Raw genomic sequence first — 24,324 nt, 5'->3', positions numbered from 1 at the left:
CTGTGCCGAACTCTGCCGTAAAACCGCTCATCTTGGTCGTTGAGGACGACCCTGCCGTTCGCAATCTTATTGTTGCCGCGCTCGAGACGCACGGCTTGCGCCATATGGCTGTGGAGACCGCCCATGCCGCTATCGCCGCTGCCTCATCGCAGACACCGAGCATCGTGCTGCTCGATCTGGGCCTGCCCGATATGGACGGCGTCAAGGTGGTGGAGTCGGTGCGCACATGGTCGGGCATGCCGATTATCGTGGTCTCGGCGCGCAGCGAGGACGCGGACAAAATCCGCGCGCTCGATGCCGGTGCCGACGACTATCTGACCAAGCCGTTTTCGGTCGAGGAACTGCTCGCGCGCATTCGCACGACGCTCAGGCGCCTTTCGTATGCGCAAACGGGCGGCGTTGTCTCCGAGGGCTCGTTCGATACCGGTGAGCTGCATATCGATTTTGATGCCGGCATTGCCACGATGGATGGCGAGGAGTTGCATCTGACGCCGATCGAGTATAAGCTCCTGTGCCTGCTGGCGCATAACGCCGACAAGGTACTGACGCACCAGTTTATCCTGCACGAGATTTGGGGCACGGCAACTAAGAGCGACCTGGCGAGCCTGCGCGTCTTTATGGGCACGCTGCGCAAGAAGATCGAGTCCGACCCCGCGCATCCGCGCTATATCCAGACGCACGTGGGTATTGGTTACCGATTGGTCATCCAGGGATAGGTCGGCATCCGCCATCCCAATATGAGTTGCGGTGAAATACGGTCTAAATTTACCTAATTCCAGGCAAAACAGTCCGTATTCCACCGCAACGTTGTCTATTTATCCTTGGGCTTGCTGGCGTAGAACTTCTTCTTTTTGGACTTGCCGGCAGGGGAGGGTTTGCTGGCAAAGTTGGACTTGCCGTGGCCGGCCTGCGCGTGCGCGGGCGCTGCTGCACGGGGCTTGCGGGCCTCGGGGTTGCGCAGCTCCTCGGTTCGCTCGGCAATCTCCTCGGCGCTAAAGCCGACTTCGGCCATGGCGTCCTCGATGGGCAGGCGGCGCACGATGTAGCAATGGTGCACCTTCTGGTTGCGCGCGAAATCCTCGGGGATGGTCTGCGCCGTAATGTCCTCCAGCACGACGCCCGCGCGTGCGAGCTTGCGCGTCTCGGGGCGGAAGCCGCGCAGGTTGCAGCTAAAGATGGCATGTCCGCCCTGTGCGAGCAGGCGCGATACACCGGCCAAAAGCTCAACGTGGTCGCGCTGAACATCCCAGGTGCGACGGCCCATCTTGGACGAGTTCGAGAACGTGGGCGGGTCGACAAAGATCAGGTCCCAGCGGTTGCGCGTCTGGCGCTGGTCACGAATCCAGGCGAGCACGTCGTCGCGCACAAAGTGATGCTGCGGCCCCACAAAGCCGTTCTGACGCATATTGCGCTCGGCCCAGTCCAGGTAGGTGTTGGAAAGATCGACCGTCACAGTTTCCTCGACGCCGCCGTCTGCCGCATAGCAGGTGGCGGTGCCGGTATAGGCGAACAGATTGAGGAAGCGGCGCGCCTGCTTGGCGTGCTCGCGCACCAGGTTGCGGGTGACGCGGTGGTCCAGGAAGATGCCCACATCCAGGTAGTCATCAAAGTTGACGGCAAAGGTGAGTCCACCCTCTTCGATGAGCGGCAGGCGACGGCGCGCGATGTTGGCGCGCTCGCCCGATGCGCCCTTGCCGGCGCCCTGTTTGCCGTACTGCGAGCCGCCGCGCGAACGCATGCGGGCCTTGGCGTGCACGTGCTCGGCGGGAACATCCAGGATGCGCGGCGCGATGGCCAAGATGTCGAGCATGCGGGCCTGGGCCAGTGCGGGGTCGATGGTCTTGGGCGCGGCGTATTCGGCGATGACGAGCCAGCGGCCCGGCGTCTGCGGGCAGCCCTCGTACAGGTCGATGGCGGCGGAGTAGTCGGGCAGGTCGGCATCGTAGACGCGGTAGCAGCTCACGCCCTCGCGCTTGGCCCACTTGCGGCGCAGACGGGCATTCTTGCGCAGGCGGTTGGCGAACTGCTCGGACTCGGGGATGAGCACGGGCAACGGCTTGCCGTCGCCCAGGTCGAGCGTGGCGGCAGGTTCGGGCATGGGGGTGTTGGCGGCTTCGCCTTCGGCGTCCGTGGACTGTTCCTCGGCGTTTGCGCTGGTCGCGGCCTCGAATGCCGCGGCGGCGTGGTCGAGCGAGGGCCAAACCTCAATAGCCGCCTCCTCGTTATTGGGCATAACGGCGATGGAGCGCGCGGGCTCGGCATGGAGCGCGCGGGCCATAAGGCCATCGCGGGCGAGTGCGGCGACCGGCGCCGCGGAAAGCTCGGGCGCGCGACGCAGCTCGCCGACCAGCGTCATGGCGTCGTGCATGAGTGAAAGCGGTGTCTCGGTGGTGTCTGCGACTACGGCGGCTCCGGCGACGGCGCCAGCATGGTCCAGCACGGTGGCGGACTTGGCGGCGCAAAAGTCGACAAAACGCTTGTAACCAGCGCTCTTGACCATGCGCTCGGCGGTCTTGCGAGCGGCGGGGTCGATGTCTGCGGCCACGATGCGCGCCTGCCGCTCGCGCGCTGCCGCCTCGCGCTCGCGCGCCTCGGCAAGCAGCTGCTCCCACAGAGCGGCGTCGTGCAGCTGCCAGCCCTCAAAGCCCCAGCGCTCGCGTGCGGCGCCCGGGGCGCGGTCGGTCAGAATGTTCGCGGCCTCCAGCAGCAGGCCGCCGCCGGCGCACGAGGCATCGATCAGCGTGGGAAGGGCTTCATTCTCGTAATCGTCAGCCGTTAACTCGCGCTCGCACAGTGCGGTCCAGCCGACCTGCGCCAACACCAGGGCGGCGTAGTCGGGGCGCAGCACGTGCGCGCCCTCGCCGGCACGGGTCGCCGCGGGCGGTAGGCGCTTGAACAGCGGGTCGCCCGAAAGGTCCAGGCTGATGCTCGCGCGGCGCTGACGCAGCGAAAGCAGCAGGTGAACATCTGGGTCGGCGGCGTCGACATCGGCACGACGGCCCGTGGCCTCGGCCAGACGGTCGCACAGCGCGTCCTTGGCGCGCAGGGCCGAGAAGCGCGTGTTGCGCAGCTGCTCGGTCACGCCGCGGGCGGTGATGGCAATGGTGGCGCCGGGGCGGACGATGTTCTCCCAGGCGATGTCGTAAACGCTATCGTACAGCTCATCGGCATCCTGCGCCTCAAAGCGCCCGAGCACCGCAAACACGCGGCTCGCCAGGCGCGACCACAGACAGGCGCGGTAGCCTTCTTCGAGCTCGCCCTCAAACGTAGCGCGGCCCTTCAAGCGGCGGACATGCGAAAGCCCGAGGCGTTTAAGCTCATCGGCGAGTGCGGACTCAAAGCCCTCGGGGCAGCTTGCGTAAAATTCCATGGGTGACCTCTCTGGTTGCGTCGCTCCATTATATGATGGATACTTCGTTTACTCTCGCCCCCGAAAGGAACCCATATGATTGATGCGTGCCCCGATTCCGCCGTGCTCTTTTTTGACGTGGACGGTACGCTGACGTCGTTCGATCCCGACGATATGACCGACAAGGACTTCAATGCAATCCATCCGTCGAAGGCTGTTGTTGATGCATTTGGTCGCCTGCGCAATGCAGGTCACCAGGCGTTTATCTGCACGGGTCGTCCCTTGTGGCTGATTGCCGATGGCCTGCGTGCTTTGGAGCCTGCGGGTGTCGTTGCCATGGCGGGCGCCACGCTCGAGGTCGAGGGTCGCGTGGTGCATGAGGACTGCTTTGACGAGCACGTTATCGAGGAGCTCGCACGCCGTATGGCAGCGGCAGGGATTGAGGCCTTTTTCGAGACCAACGTGGCTACTTTTGCCCTGGAACCCGCGGGCGTTGAGCAGTCGTCTCTGATCGGCACTTCTGTGGTGCACAGCACCGAGGAAATGTGCGTCGACGGCAGTCTGCGCGTGGGCAAGGTATGCCTCAATGTGCCCAGTTTGGCTCGCGTAGCCAATGATGACGGCTTTATCGATTGCGAGTTTGAGCTGTGCAACACCGGTGGCCAGAATCGCGAGCTGAGCCCCAAGGGCATTGACAAGGGCGTGGGCGTGGCGCGAGCGCTGGCGTATCTGGGCCGCGAGGGAAATGCGCGCACCTTTGGCTTTGGCGATTCGGGCAACGACCTGGGCATGCTTGCTGCCGTCGAGACGGCCGTGGCCATGGGCAACGCCATGCCCGAGGTCAAGGCGGTCGCCGACTACGTGACCGACGATGTCGCACACGACGGTACCGTCACAGCGATGCAGCATTTCGGCCTCATCTAATGAACCCCGCGTTCTGACGTTTGCTCAAACTGCGACTCTTTGCTTTTGCATGCTCAATCGATTTATCAATCCAAACACTGAGGTGTTTATACCGTTCGCCGAGAAGATAAAAAACCGCAGCTCACGCTTTGATAAACGTAGGTAAAGTGTTTAGCAGTTTAACGCCCATGTGCAAGCGAAAGGAATCAGGCAGATGGCAATCAAGGTGTTCGCTGACGGTGCAAACCTCGAGGGCATGCTCGACATGTACGAGAACGGCAACGTTCAGGGTTTCACGACCAACCCGTCCCTTATGAAGAAGGGCGGCGTGACGGATTACCGCGCGTTTGCCAAGGAGGTCCTGACCCACATCACTGATGTGTCCGTCTCGTTTGAGGTCTTTGCCGACGACGTCGAGACCATGGAGGTCGAGGCGCGCGAGATCGCTACCTGGGCCGAGAACGTCTACGTCAAGATTCCGTGCGTGACCACCAAGGGCGAGTCCACCGCCGAGCTGGTGCGCAAGCTTTCCGCCGACGGCATCAAGGTCAACGTCACTACCATCTTTACGCCTACGCAGGTCGATGAGATGGTCGAGGCCGTTGACGCCGAGACGCCGTCTATCATCTCGCTCTTTGCCGGCCGCATCGCCGATACCGGCGTCGACCCCATTCCGTTTATGACGGAATCGGTCAAGAAGGCCGCCGCCAAGCCCAACTGTGAGGTCCTGTGGGCGTCCACGCGCGAGCTCATCAATATTTACCAGGCCGAGGCCTGCGGTTGCCAGATCATCACGGTGCCCAACGGCATCCTGGCCAAGCGCAAGAACATCGGCCGTGACCCGTACGAGGTCTCGCTCGACACCGTGCGCGGCTTTGCCAAGGATATCGCCGCTTTGGGCTTCCATATTCTGCCGTAACGCGAACACTGGCTACGCCGCGGGCTGCTCGCCCCGGCCTTTCCTTTCCCTATCGCTCACGCGCTTCGCGAGGGTCGCGCCAGGCAAAGGAAAGGCCGGGGCTGCCGACACGAGCTTGCCAGCAAGTTGGCGCTTGGTTTTCATATCCTGCCGTGGGCAAAGGTACCCCCGCCTGCGCCGTGCAAAATTGAGAGTATTCAGCAAGGTAAAGGCTTTTACCAGTTGGGTGAAGCACGGAACAGCCCCCGTTTTGGCTCTGACGACGCTAAAACGGGGGCTGTTTTTTGCTTTTTCGCCTCTGAGGGGCATCCGGAACGGTGGAATTTGCAGAATACTCGCGATTTTGCACGTCACTACAGGGGGTACCCCTGCTTTGGCGGTTTACTTCCCCTGTACCATGGTGAGCGAGATCTTCTTGCGGTCGCGATCGACCTTTTCGACCCACACCTTGACCGTGTCACCGATGCGTACCACGTCGCTCGGGTGCTTGACGAAGCGGTTGGCCAGCTTGGAGATGTGCACAAGGCCGTCCTGGTGCACTCCCACGTCGACGAAGGCGCCAAAGTCGACGACGTTGCGCACCGTGCCCTTGAGTTCCATGCCGGGCTCCAGGTCATCGATGGAAAGCGCCGAGCGGCTAAAGACCACCTCGGGCGCGTCGTCGCGCGGGTCGCGGCCGGGCTTTTTGAGCTCGTTGACGATGTCGATGAGCGTGAGGGTGCCGCAGTTCAGGTCGCTTGCCAGCGCCGAGATGCTGCCCAGGCGGCGCTCGATGTCGGGCACGCCGCCGCGGCTGAGCTCGCTTGCTTTAACGCCGGCGCGTTCTAGGACGGACGTGGCCACCTCGTAGCTCTCGGGGTGGACGCTTGTCGCGTCGAGTGGGTTCCTGCCGCCGCTAATGCGCAAAAAGCCCGCGGCGTTGAGATATGCCTTGGGTCCCAGCTTGGGGACCTTCTTGAGCTGGCGGCGATCGGTAAAGGCGCCGTTTTCCTCGCGGTAGGCCACGATGTTCTTGGCCACGCTCGGCGTGATGCCCGATACGTATCCCAGCAGGCTCGCGCTCGCGGTGTTTACGTCGACGCCCACGCGGTTGACGACGTCCTCCACCACGTGGCCCAGGGTGCGCGAAAGCTCGGCCTGGTCAAGGTCGTGCTGGTACTGGCCCACGCCGATGGACTGGGGCGGGATCTTGACGAGCTCTGCCAGCGGGTCCTGCAGGCGGCGGCCCAGGCTCATGGCGCCACGCACGGTGACGTCCAGGTCGGGATACTCCTGGCTGGCGAGCTCGGAGGCGGAGTACACCGATGCGCCGGCCTCGTTGACGATGGTGTATCGCAGCTCAGGCGCCTGCTCGGCGATGAACTCCGAGACGACTTCCTCGGTCTCGCGGCTGGCGGTGCCATTGCCGATGACGATGGTGTTGACGCCGTCCTTCTTGACGAGGCGGGCGAGCTCGCGCTTGGTGCCGGCGACGTCGTGGCGCGGCTTGGTGGGGTAGACCACGCCGTGGTCGAGCAGCTTGCCGGTCTCGTCCATGACGGCGACCTTGCAGCCGGTGCGGTAGCCCGGATCGAGCGCGAGCACGCGGGCGCCGCGCACGGGGCGTGCCGAGAGCAGGCCCTCGAGATTCTTGGCAAAGACATTGATGGCCTCGGTCTGCGCGTGGACGGTGAGTTTGGCGCGGGCCTCGCGCTCCAGCGAGGGGGCCATGAGGCGCTTGTAACCGTCAGCGATGGCGGCATCGAAGATGGGAGCAAACACGCCCTGGCGTCGGGGCCAACGGCAGCCGAGGCGTGCCGTGGCGGCAGCGCCGTCGACGTTCACGCGCACGCGGAGCTTGCCCTCGCGCTCACCGCGGTCGATAGCCAGCACGCGGTGGTTGGGTATACGGCGCAGCGGCTCGTCAAAGTTGTAGTAGGGCTCGTAGGGGGTCTTCTCGGTGGGGTCGGTGGCCTCGACGACGATGTCGGCGGTGTTTTGCGTAAAGGCGCGCAGATCGGCGACGTTCTCCGGGTCCTCGGCTACCGTCTCGGCCACGATGTCGGCGGCGCCGGCGAGCGCCTTTTCGGGCGTGTCGAAGCCGGCCTCCTCATTGACGTATGCTGCGGCGGCGTCGAGCGCACTGCCCTTGGCCGAGGCCTGCATGATGATCATGTTGGCGAGCGGCTCCAGGCCGGCCTCGCGGGCCTTCTGCGCGCGAGTCATGCGCTTTTTGCGGTAGGGCTTGTAGAGGTCCTCGACACGCTGGAGCTGCGTGGCCTCGCGAATCTGCTGCTCGAGTTCGGGCGTGAGTTTGCCCTGGGCGTCGATGAGCAGGATGACGTCCTCTTTACGCTGCTCAAGATTGCGCAGGTAGGACAGGCGCTCGTCGAGCGCGCGCAGGGCGACGTCGTCCATACCGCCCGTTGCTTCCTTGCGGTAGCGCGAAATAAAGGGGATGGTGTTGCCCTCGTCGATGAGCTTGACGGCCGCCTCGATGTTGGCGGCCTTAAGGTTGAGCTCGCGGGCGAGCTGGGCGATAAGATCCATGGGACTCCTTGCGTTTAAGGTGCGTTTGCAGCACAGGGCTACCAAGGATACCACCCGTTTCAAAAGACTGTTTTGGGCCCTCGCCACGAAAACGACCTATCTACTACGTTTGAACCGTATGGGTCGACCATCCCCCGGTTTTCAGAAAATACGCAAGCCGTCTACCTGCGCTTTTGATTTTAGGAAATTCGGCATGGTTGAGGGCGGTCGGTTAAACGTAGTAGATAGGCCCATTTCGTGGCGAACGAATCAAGCCGAGGTGCAAAATAGCCCCCGCCCCAGAAAAATCGTCGGCAAGGTAGCAAAATGCCCCGCGGGCAGGAGGCTGCTCGCGGGGCAAAGAAGAGGGGCTTGTTGGTGACGGACCGAAGGGTTCGGCATGGGGTTTCTGCCGCGGTCGCTCTTAAGGCATTACAGCTCGACGAGCTGGCCGGTCTCGGCGGCCTCCTTGATAGCGTTGAGAAGCGTGAGCGTCTTAACGTTGTCGGCGGGGGTCACGACGGGCTCGACCTCGCGGCGGACAACCTTCACAAAGTGCTTGAGCTGCATCTTGTGCGGCAGTGCCGGGTCGACGGCCGGAATCTCCATCTGCAGCGGCTTGTGCCAGTTGGAGGCGCCGTCGTAGGAGAACTGGTGCAGGCGGGGCAGCGACAGGGCGCCCTTAGTGCCGCCGATAAAGTAGGCGTCGGCGTCGAAGGGGCGGTACTGCGGGTCCTCGCGAGCGGTTGCCTCCCAGTTCCAGGGGCTGGCGGTGGCGTCGGAAATGGTCATGCTTGCGAGCGCGCCATCGGCAAAACGGACGTTGACCACGGCGGAGTCCTCGGTCTCAAAACCGCGGGCGGCGCTGGACTGCATACCCTGGACGGCAACGGGCTCGCCCAGCAGGTAGCGGAGCAGGTCGACGTCGTGCACCAGGTTGACCAGGATCGGGCCGGCACCCTTCTTGCGGCGCCATTCGACATCGAAGTACTCGTCATTCTTATAGATCATGTAGTGGAAGCTCGACACGGTGAGCTTGCCCAGCTCGCCGGACTCGATGATCTCCTTGGCCTTGTTGACGAAGGGGTTGTGGCGACGGTGCTGACCCACGAGCACGGGCACGCCGGCGGTCTCGGCCTCGGCGGCGAAAGCCTGGGCATCCTCCAGGTCGTTGGAGATCGGCTTTTCGACCAGCGGCACGATGTTGCGCTTCACAGCCTCGCGGGCAACGCCCAGGTGCAGGTCGTTGGGGGTGGCGATAATGACGGCCTCGGGCTTGACCTCGTCCATCATCTGGGCGGGATCGGTGTAAAACGGCACGCCGGCGGCCTCGGCCGTGGCGCGGGCGCCCTCAAAGGCGTCGGCGATGGCGACGAGCTCGGCCTCGGGCTCCTCGGTGACAAAGCGGATGTGGTTGCGGCCCATGGCGCCGGCGCCGATAACGGCAATGCGGACGGGGTTGAGCTCAGACATTTCGACTCCTTAATACTGGTGGCCGGTGGAATGCGACAAAGGGGCTGTCCCTTTGTCGCATCGGTAAAACTAGGCGGACTTCTTCTTGCTGTCGGAGACCATCATGTAGACGGTGAGCACGACGGCGATGGCGGCGATCACAATGGCGCCGTAGAAGGACTGCTGGTAGGCGGCGCTGCCAGCCTCGGCGTGATACAGCACGGCGGTGATGGGCTGGCTGATCCAGGTAGAAGCGGCATAGCCCAAAAACATGATGCCGTAGTTGACGCCGATGTTGCTGGTGCCGAAGGCGCCACCGGTGAGCGGCGGGTAGATGACGAGCAGGGCGCCAAAGCTAAAGCCGAGCAGGGCGAGCGCCACAAAGAACATACTCTGCGTAAAGCTCATCGACATGATGACGAGTGCGACGATGGTGACGACAAGGCTGATGAGCAGCGACTTATAGGCGCCGAGCTTGTCGATGATCTGGCCAAAGGACAGACGACCAACCAGGTTGGCGCAGGTGTTGACGGAGACCACTACACCGCCGAGGGCGACGGCCGCGGCGCTCGTGGGGTCGGCGAAAAGCTGGACGGCGGCGATGGAGGCAACCTTGCCCACGAGCAGGGTGCCCGCGGTGGCGGCAAAGGCGAAGGTGACGATGAGGACCCAGAAGCGCGGGGTCTTGACCATCTCGCCTGGGGTGAGGTCGCCGAAGGTGCCGGCATGCGCGCCGCCCTTGGGGGCCTCGAAGCCCTCGGGCAGCCAGCCGGCCTCGGGGGCCTTCAGGAACAGGGCGGAGGCGGCGATCGTCACAAAGAAGATGACGCCGAGTGCCTTGAGGGCGCCAAAGATGCCCAGGCTCGGGATGAGCAGCGAGGCGAGCACCGGGGACAGCACGGCGGGGCCGGCGGTCGAAGCGGCCAGGGTGATGCCGGAGGCGAGGCCCTTCTTGTCAATGAACCACTTTTGGCCGGTGGTGAGCGCCGGGTTGTAGCCCAGACCGTTGCCGATGGCGGCGACGAGCGAGAACCACAGGTAGAACTGCCACGGCTCGGTGACGGTGCCGGACATGAACCAGCCCAGGCCGTAGCACACGGCGGCGGCGATCACGACGTTGCGCGGACCGATCTTGTCGGAGATGCGGCCGGCGAAGATGCCCGTCACGGCCATGATGGTCTGGAAGACCGGGAACGCCCAGGTAAGGGCGCTCGACCACTCGGGGTAGACGGCGAGCAGGTTCTTGCTCACGACGGAATACAGCGCGATGGAGCTGATGAAGAACATGGTGACGCACGCGGCGGAAAGCACGACGGCGCGACCCTTGTTGGAGTTGGTGGAAGCCATTGGACTCTTTCTAATCGATACGGGGGAGGAGCGGGCGTGTCCGCGGGACCTCCCTGCCAGGTTGGTTTACTGGTCGGTCGGCTTGGCGACACCGGACTCATCGGACCAAAGCTCGACACCCTTGTTCTTAAGGTAGTTGTCGGCATAGGCGCGACGGCCGCCGGGCTTGGCGGTGAGGTCGCCCATCATGTTGGAGAAGCCGCCGTCGACCTTGATGGCATCGCCGGTGGTAAAGTCCGAGCGCTTGGACGCCAGGAACATGACGGCGTTGGCGATATCGCTGACCTCGCCGATGCGGCGCGTGGCGATCAGACGGCTGCGGCTCTTTTCGACCTCGGGGTCGGCGTAGAAGTTGGCCGACATCGGGGTCTTAACGAAGCAGGGCTCGACGCAGTTGGAGCGGACGCCGTAGGGGCCCCACTCGGCGGCGAGCATCTTGGACATCATGTTGACGCCGGCCTTGGTGGAGCTGTACACGCCCGAGAACGTCTCGGGGGAGTGGCTGGCGACGGTCGAGATGTGCACCAGGCGGCCCTGGCCGGCCTTGATCATCTCGCGACCAAAGCGCTGCGAGGTGATGAAGTAGCCGGTGAGATTGACGTTGAGCACCTGCTCCCAGTCGCTTAGCGGCAGGTCCTCCATGGCGGCGAAGCGCAGGATGCCGGCGGTGTTGACGAGGACGTCGACGCGGCCGAAGTTGGCGATGGTGGCGTCGACGGCAGCCTGAACCTCGGCCTCGTCAGTGGCGTTCATCTTGTAACCCTCGGCGTGGATGCCAAACTCGGCAGCGAGGTCGGCGGCAGCGGCCTTGACCTTTTCCTCGTCCAGATCGAGTAGGACGACGTTGGCGCCATTGCGGGCGAACTCGCGGCAGATCTCGGCGCCCATACCGCCGAGCGCGCCAGTCACGGCGCAGACATCGCCCTCGAGCTTAAGCCAATTGCTCATAGGAACTTCCCTTCTTGTGCCTCCCGGTGGGTCGCTCCCATTAACCGACCCACGTGGTTTTCGCTGGTTATCGTATGCTTTGCATTTGCGCAGGTGAATTGCATATTTGTTAGAATGGCGTTAACCGTAGGTTTATACTGTGCGATGCAGTTTATTCTCAATTGAGCGCGTGACCTGCGAAAACAACCCCCCTGTGGCACCATGCGGTCACGGGCGCGAAAACGGGAGATTGACGTGTACGATCGACGACTTGAGGCCATATCGGCCGCCGCGGAGCTGGGAAGCTTCTCGCGTGCGGCGGCAAAATTGCGCGTGTCGACTCCGGCGCTCGTCAAGCAGGTGTCGGGCTTCGAGGCCGAGTTCGGCATCACGCTGTTCGAACGCTCGCACTCGGGCGTCAAGGCGACGCCGGCCGGCGCACTGCTGGTGGACGATGCGCGCTCGATCATGCGGCAGTCCGAGGACGCGCTGCGCCGTGCCCGGCGCGCGGCGGGCGATGGCGGTGCCGTGCGCCTGGGCGTGTCGATGATGTGTCCGGGGCGTCAAACGCTGTCGATGTGGACGGGCATCCACGATTTGGAACCGTCGCTGCGATTTGAGATCGTGCCGGTAAGCGATCTCTACGACGAGCGCGAATCCGTCATGCGCAGCCTTGGCCGCGAGGTGGATGTAGTGCAGTCGAGTTTTTCGACTCCGCGCTGGGGCGACACCTGCCAAAAGCTCCGCATTGTCAACGTGCCGTTTTATATCGACCTGCCGCGCACGAGCCCGCTGGCGCGCAAGACGCGCATCACGGTTGCCGACCTGGAGGGCAAGCGCCTGCGCGTGCTCCGTCACGGCAACGACGCTATGGACAGCCTGCGTATCGATCTGTTGGCCGACGGCGGCGTGGATGTGATCGACGTGGATAGCTTCGACTTTGCGCTCTTTAACGAGGCGGAGGAAAAGGGTGACGCGGTGCTCACCTGCGGAGCGTGGTCGGGGGTGCACCCGGCCTTTGTGGGCGTGCCGTTCCTGTGCGGCCGCGAGGTGCCAGTCTTTCTGCACTACCCGCTCGAGCCCACCCTCCAAGTCCAAAAATTCGTCAACGCCATGGCCCAACTCCTTAACTAGCTAATTTAGGACGGGGCTTTTTAGCTACTTTCGCCGCACTACCAGCACAATGCGAAAAATGATGCGAAAAATGACTGCAAATCGGTCACGCATGATTTTGCTTTTGCCCTGGGCTGGTTGTAGAATCAAAAAGCTTAAACGAACTACTTGTGCAGCTTGCGCGAAAGCTCGGGCTGCGGCTGGGGGGGATGCGCCCGTGCAGGGTCCTTTCGGTCATATTGCGTCGATGCGCCGCACCTTTATGATGTTGGCAGCGGCCTTATGCGTGTTCGTTATGGCCGGGGGGTTGCCCTCGCGCGCGTACGGTGACGATGGCAACCTTATAACAAACCCAAACTTTCTTAACCAAGCTACTGGCTGGTCGACGACCTCTCCGAATGAGAGAATCGGCGAGACGATGAAGCTCGAGCTTTCCACGCAGCTCCTCAAGCCCCAAACGAACACCAAACAAGCTAACGGCAATCACTTTGCGCTTGCGTGGAATTTTAGGCCACAGGGCACCAATCTTTATTTTGAACCTGGATCAACCTACACCACCTTTTCCACCCAGAGCGGCGCCACGTACGAGTGGGGCCTAAACCATCGCGCCGCAACCGACCACGACGTGCTGATGCTCACGATGGGTCCTCAACAGGAGAATCTGTCGATTAACAGCGCAGGCCAAGACCAGCTTATGCAGCTGCGGGCTTGGCTTAAGGCGCAGGTCAAGATGCCCCAGGGAAATACCGTTGAGCAGTACACCGTTTACAGCGATCCCTTTGCTGCAAACGGCGGATTTGCTGGTAACAGTGCTGATGGATCCCACTTTTCGTTTGAACAGAGCGACGGTCGCATCGCGCTTTCTGTGTGGCTCGTAAGCTCTAACGGACAGGGTTGGTTCTCCTTTGGCACCAACAGCACGCATTATTATCGAGATCTTCCCGAGGAAGACGATGAGTTTGCCTATCAGGCTGACTATACCGCAGCGTCCGACAAAACGATGCTTGCGCTGACTTGCTACGATTCAAATCTTACGGGGGAGAACGAACAATACCGGGAGTGGTTTGGTAATCTGGTCAACGACGTTCACGTGGAAAAGCAGGGCACACGCGACATCTATAGCGACTTTGCCAAGGTGTATTGGGAAAATTCGTCCGAGACCATGACAACGCTCACAAACTATGCGTTCTCGACCTCGAATCTTAAGAACGAGAATACGAACATTGCTAACGGCAGCTTTGAAGAGGATATACATCTAGGGAACCAGAGGCCCAGCAAGTTTACGTTGTGCTCGCCCCATTGGCGTACGACCGAGACGGACCATCGTATCGAGATCGTTGCCAAGAACGACTACTATATCGACCCAGTTGGGCATTCTGTTACGTTTACGCCCTCCGATGGTGACTATGCAGCCGAGCTCAACGCACACGAGGCGAGTTCGCTCTACCAATATGTGACGACCGAGCCGGGAAAACAGTACGAGTGGGGGCTCGACCACCGCGGCCGCTCGGGTCGAGACGCCATGGCCCTTATCATCGGTCCGCGACAAGAAAACGAGCCGTACAAGGACAATCAAAAGGCACTCGATCAGTACCAGCAAATTGTTCAATGGATTCAAATGAGCGTCGACAACTATGTCGGCTTGGATGTGGTCAATTTTTCCCAATCGGGCTGCAGCAAAAAGATCATCCTGTATTCAACCAAGTTTGACAAAGTGGGCGGATTTGCCAATGCGTCCAGCGGAAGCGCGTTCTCATGGACGGCCGATGCGGAGCATACCGAAAAATGGTGCGTATGGATCATGGCGTCCGAAAACGACGCGTGGGCTTCCTACGGTTCCAACGCGCTCGAGCAGAGCAAAAAGGTTGACTACGACTATACCTACACCATTCCGGATGGCCAAAACCAGAGCGTCTTTGCTTTTGTGGCCTACAACACGGCCAACGGGAGCAATTCGACCGGCAACTTCCTCGACAATATCTCGTTTAGGGAGTTCTATCGCATCGAGACATACACGACGCCCAACGGAAGCGGAACGTATTTTTATAACGCCAATACCAAGACGGCGGACTTTACCTATGCCAAAAACTACGTAGGTAAACAGGAGAAGAACTCCTACTTTATGGTCGATGCCAAACGCGATGACGGGGCAGTCTTTATCGGTGCTTTTGTCAACGGCGAGTTCTATTCCGCAGACGACGACGCACATTGGACCAGATTGGAAGATGGTACCTATCGCTTTGAGGCCGACAAGGTCACAAAGCACTACAAAGTGCACCTCGTGTTTTCCAAGGCAGGCGTTCAATACGATGTGAACGGCGGCAAAGCGTATCACTACGATCCGTACAATGAGTCCACGGGCGATTTCGTACAGCTTTCTGGCGCTGGAGCGAGCTATACCTCCCATGCTGCCGTTGGACAAAACGACGACTGGAAGTTTATGGGCTGGGAGTACGCGGGCTCGGGAAAAAGCCGTTCGCTTCGATGCCAAACACACGGTGACCCATACAGCTCCCGAGGGCACCACGGATTCCGGCACTCTTACCATTAAGGGCAAGAAGGTCAATCCGGATACCGGTGCTGTGGGCGATGCGGTAACCGTCGAAAACATTCCCGAGAGCCAGGGCGCGACGTTCGTGGCGCAATGGAAGTATCGTCAGGCCTTTGTTGCCCAGCTTAAAAATGCCGATGGCACGTGGAGCAACGTAACGACGGGCGGCACGGTCAGCTCCAAGCTTAAGGGGGCAAAGGGCTCCATCGATGCCGGGGATGGCTCGGGCAAGGACGAGGACGCGTACAAAAAATCGGGCGTTGCCTACTTTGTGGATGACGGCACGTTTGTGGAGGCGGTGGCCGCTCCCAAGGAGGGCTATCACTTTGAGGGTTGGTACGACCTATCGAATCCGGACGCCCCGGAGCTGCTGTCGTCTTCACCCACCTATACGTACAACGTGAAGGACCGCCATACGGGATGCGTATACGCACGATTCACCCCGCGCACCTACACACTCAAGGTTTCCAAGAGCGTTACGGGCAATATGGGCGACAAGCGTGCCTACTTTAAGATGACGGCGACCTTTACGGGCCTCAAGGCTGGTCAGACCTACGCCATCGAGTATTCGGATGCGTCTGCCCAAGGCAGCCATGCGCTCGTGGCGCGACCGAATGATCGGGCCGAGACCGTGGAAAACAAGACGGCCTTTACGGCCGATGGCCAGGGCAAGGCGACCGTGCCGTTTGCCGTTAAGGACGGCCTGACCGTTTCGATTAAGGCGCTGGATTACAACGCGGTCTATACCGTGAGCGAAGACGATTATTCGTCGTTGGGGTACCACGCCGAGCTTACGGGTGCGAGCGGCACGCTCAACGGTCCGCGTGTGACCGTTGCCGTTGAAGCTAAGGCCACCAATTCCCGACAGGTCGCGGTGCCTACGGGTATTACGCGCAACCCCATCTATGCCCTGGCGATTTTGGCCGCCGGCGTGCTGTTGGCTACGGGCATGGTTGCGCTGCGTTTACGCCGCGGCTCCAAGAGGGGCGGGCGCCTATGAGAAGACATGGCGCCAGCAATGCTGGTGATGGGCCAGCCGCACGAGCGGCCCCGCAGGGAAGACCCCGGGGCTCGCGGTATTCGGCCGCGTCGAACGTGAGGTTGGGCGCCCATGCGGCGCCAGATCTGGGAGAAGCGGACGACCGGCGCGATATCGTGGGTTTTCTGGCGCGCTTGGCATTTTTTGTCGTGACGCTCTGGCTGCTCTTTGGCGTGGTCTTGGGCGTGGGTGCAGTCACGACTGGCGAGATGGCCCCGCGTATCTGTTCGGGTGACGTCATGCTCTACTGGAGGTTCAGCCAGAGCTTCAACGAGGGTGACGTGGTGGTATACACCGCGGATGGCGCAGAGCGCCTAGGCCGCGTGGTTGCCCGTCCCGGTGATGAGGTCACGATTACCGAGGAAGGCGAGCTCATGGTTAACGGGGCTGTTGTTGTGGAAAGCGACATCACCACGCCGACGCCGCGCTATGAGTCTGCTGTGGACTATCCCGTGCGCCTGGGAACGGATGAGTTCTTTGTACTGGCAGATTTGCGTGAGGGCGGCCACGACAGCCGCCTGTACGGGCCGATTGCCCGCTCGCAGATCAAGGGCAACGTGATCAGCGTGCTGCGCAGGTCGAACCTGTAGGCACGGAGATTGGTTTTATTAAGGGCATATGCCCGAGAGGAAGGATACAACATGAAAACTGGAAAGAGACGACTGACAGCATTTGCAGTTGTGGCTGCCACGATGCTGCTGGCTTTGGTGGGAGTTGTCGCGCCCGCGTGGGCGGAGGACAGTGCCGCTCAACCGCATCTGCCGGTAAAAGACAACAAGGTTACGATCACCTCGACGCTTACCATGAATGAGAATGCCGTGGTGCCTAATGCGACGTTTAACTATTCGATTGCGCCGGCGGATGAGGAGAGTGAGCTTACGAGCACGAGCGGTATGCCCGTTTATGCTGGAGTGACAGACGCCGTCACGCTTTCGCCGACTTCCGTTAATTTTTCCAACAAAGGCCTTACAAGCACAGAGAATACCGGTGAGAAAACTAAGACAATAACCGCCAAACTGAGTGCCGAAATTAAAACCTCTCTGTTCAAGGCTCCGGGTATCTATCGATATAAAATTACGCAGACGCCGTCAGGGCTGGACGGTCTCAACGTTACATACAAGGAGCTCTTCCTGGATGTTTACGTAGAAAACGAAGAGAATGGCGGTTCGGGCTATGTTGTTAAGGGCTGTATTCTTAGAACAGAAGCAGGCTCGGGCGAGAAGACCGCAGGTTTTTTGAACAAATATGTCACCCATAAGCTGACCATCACAAAGGTCGTCAAGGGCAACCAAGGTGACAAGAATAAGGACTTTAATTTTACCTTCACGATTAAAGGCGCTGACGGGGAGAGCTATGAGTACGCCACTGTGAAAAACGGTGCCACCACCATGAGCCAAACTCCAGCTACGTCGGGAACTGCGGTTACCGTAAGCCTTAAGCATGGGGAATCCGTCATCGTTTACGGTCTCTCATCGGAGGATAAATTCGCCGTAACTGAGGCGGATTATCATGGCGACGGTTATAAGACGTCGTACAAGATTGGTGATGGCACCAATTCGACAGAAGGTAGCTCTATTGTCGAGGAAGCTATCGGTGCTTACGACACCACGGTGATCTTTACCAACACCAAGGATGTTACCGTTCCGACCGATGTTATTCGGACGGTCGTTCCCTATGCGGCAATCGTCGCGTTTGCTGCCGTGATGGGCGTGGTCTTCTTCCGTCCTCGTCGTAATCGTCGTTAAAACAGCGAGGATTACAGCCGATGGAGCTTAAACGCATAGCTCGGCTGGCGAGAGCCGGCGACCGCGTGCTTACGTGGTTTGCCGGCTTTCTCGTGCTGCTCATGCTGCTGTACGGGGGCTATTCGCTGTGGGATACAAACAACGTTATGAACGGCGGGTTCATCAGCGATGAGCTGCTGCACTACAAACCCACCGGGACCAACGATTGCGCACGCCTGCAGGATCTGATGGCCAAAAATCCCGACGTTGTCGGATGGGTCACCATCGATGGCACCAACATCGATTATCCCTTCGTTCAGGGAAAAGATAACCAGGAATACCTCAACAAAAACGTGTTGGGGGAGTCCGCGGTTTCGGGAGCGGTGTTTTTGGATACGCGCAACAGCCGCGCGATGACCGATCCCTACAATCTGCTCTATGCGCACCACATGGATAACGGTGCGATGTTTGGCGATGTCGATCGGTTTCTAGACAGGGGCTTCTTTGACCTGCACCGCACGGGCACGCTCTACACAAAGGATGGGGCGTTCCGGCTGCGCATCGTTGCCGTGTGTTCGTTTGCTGCGAGTGATGACATTATCTTTGGGCCGGGAAACCTGGACCAGGCCTCGATGCAGACGCTGCTCACGCATATCTCGCAGACGGCGGTGCATGCGGACATGGATGACGTTGGCCCTGATTCGCGCATCATCGCTCTTTCTACCTGCAGTGATAAAACAAACGGGCGCCGAGCACTTATAGCAGAGGTCTTGTAGCTCATTGAATATTCCGATTAAGCTGCGCCCCATAGGCTGCATCAAGTTTGAGGCTCTCGGTCCATCATGGTAGAGTTGTCCGCGCGTGAATTTCGGCACACTGCGCGCTATCTGAGCTTTTACCGTTTGGAGGAGTGAGCTTGTGAATGCTTCTGTCGCCAAGAAGGCCAGCCAGGCGGTGCGCCTTCTGATGATGGCGCTCACGGCAGTTCTTATCTTTTTCTTCATCAATGTCATGTTGCTCGTCTCCGACATCCAGGGCACGGCGCGCGTGGTCAACTACGCCGGTCTGGTGCGCGGCACCACGCAGCGAATCGTTAAGCTCGAGGATGCAGGCCAGCCACAAGACGACCTGCTCAAGGCCGTTGATTCATACATTAGTGGTTTGCGCTACGGAAGCGACGACCTCAATCTCGTCCGTCTCGATGACGATGAGTATCAGGCAAAGATGACCGAGCTCGCGAGCTATTTTGACAAGCTTCGCACCGAGATTGCCCGTGTGCGCGAAGTCGGCTACGAGAACACCGACATCATCGCCATGAGCGAGGAGTTCTTTGGCATTTGTGACGATGCCACGAGGCTTGCGGAGGACTACTCCCAGGAGAAGGCCACGGCGCTCAATCGCCTTGAGGGTTTGGTGATTATCGACATCGTGGGCCTGGTGGCGACCTTTGCGGTCGAACTTGCTCGCGCGGTGCGCACTGCCGCGCTCAATCGCGAGCTGCAGAACAAAGTCTATCTCGATGAAGCCACGGGACTGCCCAACAAGAACAAGTGCGAGGAAATCTTGGGGCAGGGGCATCCCGTTTCCGCCGAAGCGCCTGTTGCGCTGTGTGTTTTCGATCTTAACAATCTGCATACGGTCAATAACAGCTTTGGCCACGAGAAGGGTGACGAGTACATCCGTTCTTTTGCCCAGCAGCTGGGGTGCGTGGCGTCCGAGACCTGCTTTGTGGGCCGCGACGGCGGCGATGAGTTTATCGCGGTGCTGTGGGATGCCGATCGAGCTGCCGTGGAATCCTGTCTCGCTCGGATTCGTGCGAACGTGAGCGAGTATTCCGAGGCTCACCCCGACATGCCTATCAGCTACGCGGTGGGCTATGCGCTTTCTAGTGATTATGATGAACCGCCCACGATGCGCGAGCTCTTTTCCCAAGCCGACAAAAACATGTACATCGACAAGAACCGCGTAAAGACAGCCGAGGCAGCTGGGCCGCAACGCGAGGAGCGGTAAGCCTGTAATAGAGGGTATGGAAAAGCCTCCGCAGCCCGTGTGGCTGCGGAGGCTTTATTCGTTGCGGCGCATTGTGTTTGGGTCGCTGAGATGAGTCGATTTGCCCCGAAAGAGGAGGGCATTGACCTTAGGGTCATGCCCGACGAATGAGCGGCAAATCGGCCGTCTCGGCGGGCCGAACTACTCCAGCTCAAACGCTCCGGTGTAGAGCTGGTAGTAATACCCGCGCTTGGCTATCAGCTCGTCGTGGTTGCCGCGCTCGATAATGCGGCCGTGGTCCAGGCAGATGATCGCGTCGGAGTTGCGCACGGTGGAGAGACGGTGCGCGATGACAAACGTCGTGCGGCCCTCCATGAGCTTATCCATGCCTGCCTGCACGATGGCCTCGGTGCGGGTGTCGATGGAGCTCGTGGCCTCGTCCAGAATCATTGCCGGCGGATCGGCGACGGCAGCACGTGCGATCGAAATCAGCTGGCGCTGGCCCTGCGACAGCTGTGCGCCGTTGCCGGTGAGCATCGTGTCGTAGCCGTCGGGCAGGCGGGTGATAAAGTCGTCCGCGCCGGCGAGCTTTGCCGCCGCGATGCACTCCTCGTCGGTGGCGTCTAGGTTGCCGTAGCGGATGTTGTCCATCACGGTGCCGGTGAACAGGTTCACGTCCTGCAGTACCACGCCCAGCGAGCGGCGCAGATCGGCCTTGCGGATCTTGTTGACGTTGATGCCGTCGTAGCGAATCTTGCCGTCGGCGATGTCATAGAAGCGGTTGATGAGGTTGGTGATGGTCGTCTTGCCCGCACCGGTGGCGCCGACAAACGCGACCTTCTGGCCCGGCTTGGCAAACACGGACACGCCGTGCAGCACCTCGTGGTCGGGCGTGTAGCCAAAGTCGACGTTGTCCATGACCAGGTCGCCGCGCAGCGGTACGTACTCGATCTCGCCGGTTGCGCGGTGCGGATGCTTCCATGCCCACATGCCGGTGTGGTGGTCGGCCTCCTCGAGCTGCCAGGTATCGGGGTTCACCTGCGCGTTGACGAGCGTCACGTAGCCTTCGTCGGCCTCGGGCTCCTCGTCGATGAGTTCAAAGATGCGGTCGGCGCCGGCGAGGCCCATGACCACGGCGTTGATCTGCTGCGAGATCTGACCGATCTGTCCGCAGAACTGCTTGGTCATGTTGAGGAACGGCACCACGACGGCGATGGACAGCGTCATGCCCGAGATGCTCAGGTTGGGCACGCCCAGCGCCAGGAAAATGCCGCCGGCAAGGGCCACCAACACGTAGAGCAGGTTGCCCAGGTTCATAAGGATAGGCATGAGGATGTTGGCGTACATGTTGGCCTTCTGCGAGACCTCGAAGAGCTTTTCGTTGCGCTCGTCAAAATCGGCCTCGGCGGCAGACTCGTGGCAGAATGCCTTGACGACCTTCTGGCCGTTCATGACTTCCTCGATATGGCCCTCGACCACGCCGAGCTCGGACTGCTGCGCAATAAAGAAACGCGCGGAGTTGGAGCCGAGCAGCTTGGTCATAAAGGTCATAAAGACGACGCCGGCCACAATGACCAGGCACATCCACACGCTGTAGTACAGCATGATAAAGAATACCGTGACGATGACGATGGTCGTCATGAGCAGGTTGGGCAGCGACTGGCTGATCATCTGGCGCAGCGTGTCGATGTCGTTGGTGTAGTGGCTCATGATGTCGCCGCGCTGGTGCGTGTCGAAGTAGCGAATCGGCAGGTCCTGCATGCGGTTGAACATCTTCTCGCGCAGCTTCTCGAGCGAGCCCTGCGTGACGATGGCCATGGCGCGGTTCCAGAAGAGCGAAGACAGGATGCCGACGCCGTAGATGCAGGCGAGGGTGGTCACGAGCTGTGCGATCTTGGGCTGTGCGGCTTCCCAATCGCCCGACTGCCACGATTCGCTAATAATCTGCAGAGCGCTCTGAAGGAAGGTCGCGCCGATGGAGTTGATGATGGCGCAGAGCACCACGCCGACAACGACGAGGGGCAAAAGCACGGGGTAGAAGCCAAAGAGCGTCTTGATGAGGCGCGACATGGTGCCGCCCTTGCGGTTGAGCGCGCGCTCGGCGGTCGTTGCCTTACTCATGTGCCTCGCCTCCTTCCTGGGTCTGAGCTTGCGTTACGGATGCCTCGGTGTCGGCCTCGACGGCTCCTTCGCCCTCGGCAGACATCTTGTTTTGCGAGGTGAAGGTCTCGCGGTAGATCTCGCTTGTCTTGAGCAGCTCGTCATGGTTGCCGATCTGCGCGATACGGCCACCCTCCATGACGATGATGCGGTCTGCGTCCTGCACGGAGCTGATGCGCTGGGCGATGATGAGCTTGGTTGTGTTGGGCAGATAGCTTGCCAACCCTGCGCGGATCTTGGCGTCGGTCTTGGTGTCGACGGCGCTGGTGGAGTCGTCCAGGATCAAGATCTTGGGGCGACGCAGCAGAGCGCGCGCAATGCACAGGCGCTGCTTCTGACCGCCCGAGACATTGGAGCCGCCCTGCTCGATCCAGGTGTCGTAGCCCTTGGGGAAGCCGTCGACAAACTCATCGGCGCAGGCCAGATGTGCCGCCTCGCGGACTTCCTCGTCGGTGGCGTTCGGGTCGCCCCAGCGCAGATTCTCGGCGATGGTGCCGCTAAACAGCACGTTTTTCTGCAACACCATGGCCACTTGGTGGCGCAGCGCGTCTAGGTCGTAGTCGCGCACGTCCATGCCGCCCACGCGCACGGTGCCTTCGGTGGCGTCGTACAGGCGGGCGATGAGGTTTACGAGCGTGGACTTGGCCGAGCCGGTGCCGCCGATGATGCCGATGGTCTCGCCGCTCTTAATGTGCAGGTCGATATCGTCGAGTGCCTGGCGCTTCGCATGCGCGGAATACTTAAAGCTCACGTGGTCAAAGTCGATGGAGCCGTCGGCAACCTCGAGCACGGGTTCGGCGGGATTGGCGATCGTGGGCTCGGCGGCCAGCACCTCGGTAATGCGGTGCGCCGATTCGTCGGCCATGGTCACCATGACAAAGATCATCGACAGCTGCATCAGGCTCATGAGGATCTGGAAGCCATAGGTAAAGATCGAGGAGAGCTGGCCCACGTCGAACAGCGTGCCCTGGCTCGTGATAATGAGCTTGGAGCCCAGGTAGATGATGACGACAAACGCGCCGTTGACGCAGATGTTCATCATGGGGTTGTTAAAGGCCAGCAGCTTCTCGGCGCGGGTGAAGTCCATCTGGACGTCGCGCGCAGCGGTCGCGAACTTCTCCTTCTCAAAGTCTTCGCGCACATAGCTCTTGACCACGCGCATGCCGGTGACGTTTTCCTCGACGGACTCGTTAAGGGCGTCGTACTTGTGGAACACGCGCGAGAAGATGGGGCGTACCTTAAAGATGATAAAGAACAGTCCAAAGCCCAGCAGCGGAATGATGACCAGGTAGACCATGGCGACGCTGCCGCCCATGATAAATGCCATGGTAAAGGCGAAGATCAAGACCAGCGGCGCGCGCACGGCGATACGGATGATCATCATAAAGGCCTGCTGCACGTTGTTGATGTCAGTGGTCAGACGCGTGACGAGCGAGGAGCTCGAGAACTCATCGATGTTGGCAAAGCTGAACGTCTGGATCTTGTAGAACAGGTCGTGACGCAGGTTCTTGGCGAAGCCGCAACTCGCATGGCTGCAGGTGACGCCGGCAGCGGCACCAAAAGCAAGCGACGTCAGCGCGATGAGCACCAAAAAGCCTGCGGTGGGAAGCATCTCGGCTACGGTGGTACCGTCTTTGATGGCGTCGATCAGGTTGGCGGTGATAAATGGAATCAGCATCTCGCAGAGCACCTCGCCAAGCACGAGCAATGGCGTGGCAACAGCGACTTTCATATAGTCGCGGATGCTGCCCATGAGGGTTTTAATCATCCAGTTCCTCCCAGGTTACACGGATTTTCTCGAGCATTTCGGCGAGCTGCTCGCGCTCGTCGTGAGTGAGGGCACTAAAGGCCCGTTCTCTAAAGCGGATGCGGGCCGCCTGGTCGATGCGGGCGTTTTCCCGGCCGGTTTCGGTCAGGCGAATGGTGAGTTGCCGTCGATCCTTGGGGTTACGGCTGCGCTCGATGAGGCCGTTGACCTCGAGCTTGGACAGGATCTCGGAAAGCGACCCCGGCTTGAGGTCAAAGTGCATGCCGAGTTCCTGCTGCGACATCTCGCCGCCGGGCTGCTTGGCCAGCAGGCAGATGATGGGCGCCTTGCCGGACACGCCTCCGCCATGAAAATGCATGTAATGGCCGCAAAAACCCAGGCCGCTCAGGATGCGCTTGGCGAGTTTGTCTTCGGCGCTGACCGCTTCGGGTATGTCTACCGGTTGCGACGGGTCACCGCCGGGCTCGTGCGAACAAAGGTTAAGAGGTTCATCGCACATGAATTAGTGCTGCTCCTTTCTTTAGTTAGGTAGTGGAATTGTTTTGTGCCTAACCAATCTAGGAGCATGAGAAATG

General features: G+C 60.5%; 18 protein-coding genes. 10 read left to right on the top strand and 8 right to left on the bottom strand.

Annotated elements, in window-relative coordinates; genetic code table 11:
* The first annotated feature begins 2 nt into the window (after positions 1-2).
* Positions 3-716, top strand: a complete 714-nt coding sequence (locus PMX60_RS08065) for a response regulator (RefSeq protein WP_271747494.1) — start codon at positions 3-5, stop codon at positions 714-716.
* A gap of 95 nt (positions 717-811) precedes the next feature.
* On the opposite strand, the gene rlmKL is transcribed toward PMX60_RS08065, so the two are convergent.
* Positions 812-3,370 (bottom strand): bifunctional 23S rRNA (guanine(2069)-N(7))-methyltransferase RlmK/23S rRNA (guanine(2445)-N(2))-methyltransferase RlmL, encoded by a 2,559-nt coding sequence (gene rlmKL / locus PMX60_RS08060; RefSeq protein ID WP_271747493.1) that lies wholly within the window; start codon positions 3,368-3,370, stop codon positions 812-814.
* Positions 3,371-3,445: 75 nt separating this feature from the next.
* On the opposite strand from rlmKL, the gene PMX60_RS08055 reads away from it, so the two are divergent.
* Both PMX60_RS08055 and PMX60_RS08050 read left to right on the top strand, forming a co-directional pair.
* Positions 3,446-4,273: an HAD-IIB family hydrolase gene (locus PMX60_RS08055; RefSeq protein WP_271747492.1), complete on the top strand. Its 828-nt coding sequence runs from the start codon at positions 3,446-3,448 to the stop codon at positions 4,271-4,273.
* Positions 4,274-4,466: 193 nt separating this feature from the next.
* A complete protein-coding gene (locus PMX60_RS08050) occupies positions 4,467-5,171 on the top strand; it encodes a transaldolase (RefSeq protein ID WP_271747491.1) in 705 nt (234 codons plus the stop codon).
* Positions 5,172-5,552: 381 nt separating this feature from the next.
* Here PMX60_RS08050 and PMX60_RS08045 read toward each other — a convergent pair whose 3' ends face one another.
* The 4 genes from PMX60_RS08045 to PMX60_RS08030 all read right to left on the bottom strand — a co-directional run bounded on the left by PMX60_RS08045 (position 5,553) and on the right by PMX60_RS08030 (position 11,426).
* A complete protein-coding gene (locus tag PMX60_RS08045; RefSeq protein ID WP_271747490.1) occupies positions 5,553-7,700 on the bottom strand; it encodes a Tex family protein in 2,148 nt (715 codons plus the stop codon).
* A 411-nt stretch (positions 7,701-8,111) separates the two neighbouring features.
* Positions 8,112-9,152, bottom strand: coding sequence for a Gfo/Idh/MocA family protein (locus PMX60_RS08040; protein WP_006235665.1), 1,041 nt, complete (start codon positions 9,150-9,152; stop codon positions 8,112-8,114).
* Between the two features lie 69 nt (positions 9,153-9,221).
* Positions 9,222-10,478, bottom strand: coding sequence for an MFS transporter (locus PMX60_RS08035; protein ID WP_117646283.1), 1,257 nt, complete (start codon positions 10,476-10,478; stop codon positions 9,222-9,224).
* Positions 10,479-10,544: 66 nt separating this feature from the next.
* Positions 10,545-11,426 carry an SDR family NAD(P)-dependent oxidoreductase gene (locus tag PMX60_RS08030; protein WP_006235667.1) on the bottom strand — a complete coding sequence of 294 codons (882 nt, stop codon included), beginning with the start codon at positions 11,424-11,426 and terminating at the stop codon, positions 10,545-10,547.
* Between the two features lie 234 nt (positions 11,427-11,660).
* On the opposite strand from PMX60_RS08030, the gene PMX60_RS08025 reads away from it, so the two are divergent.
* The 7 genes from PMX60_RS08025 to PMX60_RS07995 all read left to right on the top strand — a co-directional run bounded on the left by PMX60_RS08025 (position 11,661) and on the right by PMX60_RS07995 (position 19,842).
* Entirely contained in the window at positions 11,661-12,539 is an 879-nt protein-coding gene (locus PMX60_RS08025) for a LysR family transcriptional regulator (protein WP_271747489.1), read from the top strand.
* Positions 12,540-12,936: 397 nt separating this feature from the next.
* A complete protein-coding gene (locus PMX60_RS08020) occupies positions 12,937-15,069 on the top strand; it encodes a hypothetical protein (RefSeq protein ID WP_271747488.1) in 2,133 nt (710 codons plus the stop codon).
* Complete coding sequence (locus PMX60_RS08015; RefSeq protein ID WP_271747487.1) at positions 15,017-16,069, top strand: DUF7601 domain-containing protein; 1,053 nt, start codon at positions 15,017-15,019, stop codon at positions 16,067-16,069. Before PMX60_RS08020 ends, PMX60_RS08015 begins: the two co-directional genes overlap by 53 nt.
* Positions 16,070-16,242: 173 nt before the next feature.
* Positions 16,243-16,698 (top strand): signal peptidase I, encoded by a 456-nt coding sequence (gene lepB, locus PMX60_RS08010; protein WP_175406088.1) that lies wholly within the window; start codon positions 16,243-16,245, stop codon positions 16,696-16,698.
* A 51-nt stretch (positions 16,699-16,749) separates the two neighbouring features.
* On the top strand, positions 16,750-17,853 hold the full coding sequence (locus tag PMX60_RS08005; protein WP_271740533.1) for a DUF7601 domain-containing protein: 1,104 nt from the start codon (positions 16,750-16,752) through the stop codon (positions 17,851-17,853).
* A gap of 20 nt (positions 17,854-17,873) precedes the next feature.
* Positions 17,874-18,608: a class B sortase gene (gene srtB / locus PMX60_RS08000; RefSeq protein ID WP_006235673.1), complete on the top strand. Its 735-nt coding sequence runs from the start codon at positions 17,874-17,876 to the stop codon at positions 18,606-18,608.
* A 142-nt stretch (positions 18,609-18,750) separates the two neighbouring features.
* Entirely contained in the window at positions 18,751-19,842 is a 1,092-nt protein-coding gene (locus tag PMX60_RS07995) for a GGDEF domain-containing protein (RefSeq protein ID WP_225094011.1), read from the top strand.
* A gap of 180 nt (positions 19,843-20,022) precedes the next feature.
* On the opposite strand, the gene PMX60_RS07990 is transcribed toward PMX60_RS07995, so the two are convergent.
* The 3 genes from PMX60_RS07990 to PMX60_RS07980 are packed head-to-tail and all read right to left on the bottom strand — an operon-like array spanning position 20,023 to position 24,248.
* Positions 20,023-21,942, bottom strand: coding sequence for an ABC transporter ATP-binding protein (locus PMX60_RS07990; protein WP_215693947.1), 1,920 nt, complete (start codon positions 21,940-21,942; stop codon positions 20,023-20,025).
* Positions 21,935-23,749, bottom strand: coding sequence for an ABC transporter ATP-binding protein (locus tag PMX60_RS07985; protein ID WP_271747486.1), 1,815 nt, complete (start codon positions 23,747-23,749; stop codon positions 21,935-21,937). The genes PMX60_RS07990 and PMX60_RS07985 overlap by 8 nt, the downstream gene beginning before the upstream one ends.
* Positions 23,742-24,248, bottom strand: coding sequence for a MarR family winged helix-turn-helix transcriptional regulator (locus PMX60_RS07980; protein ID WP_006235682.1), 507 nt, complete (start codon positions 24,246-24,248; stop codon positions 23,742-23,744). The genes PMX60_RS07985 and PMX60_RS07980 overlap by 8 nt, the downstream gene beginning before the upstream one ends.
* Positions 24,249-24,324 lie beyond the last annotated feature (76 nt).

It is taken from the genome of Collinsella aerofaciens, assembly GCF_028206995.1.
Lineage (GTDB): Bacteria > Actinomycetota > Coriobacteriia > Coriobacteriales > Coriobacteriaceae > Collinsella > Collinsella aerofaciens_AQ.
The sequence above is the reverse complement of the archived record's forward strand: the minus strand, read 5'-3'. Positions and strand labels throughout refer to the sequence as shown.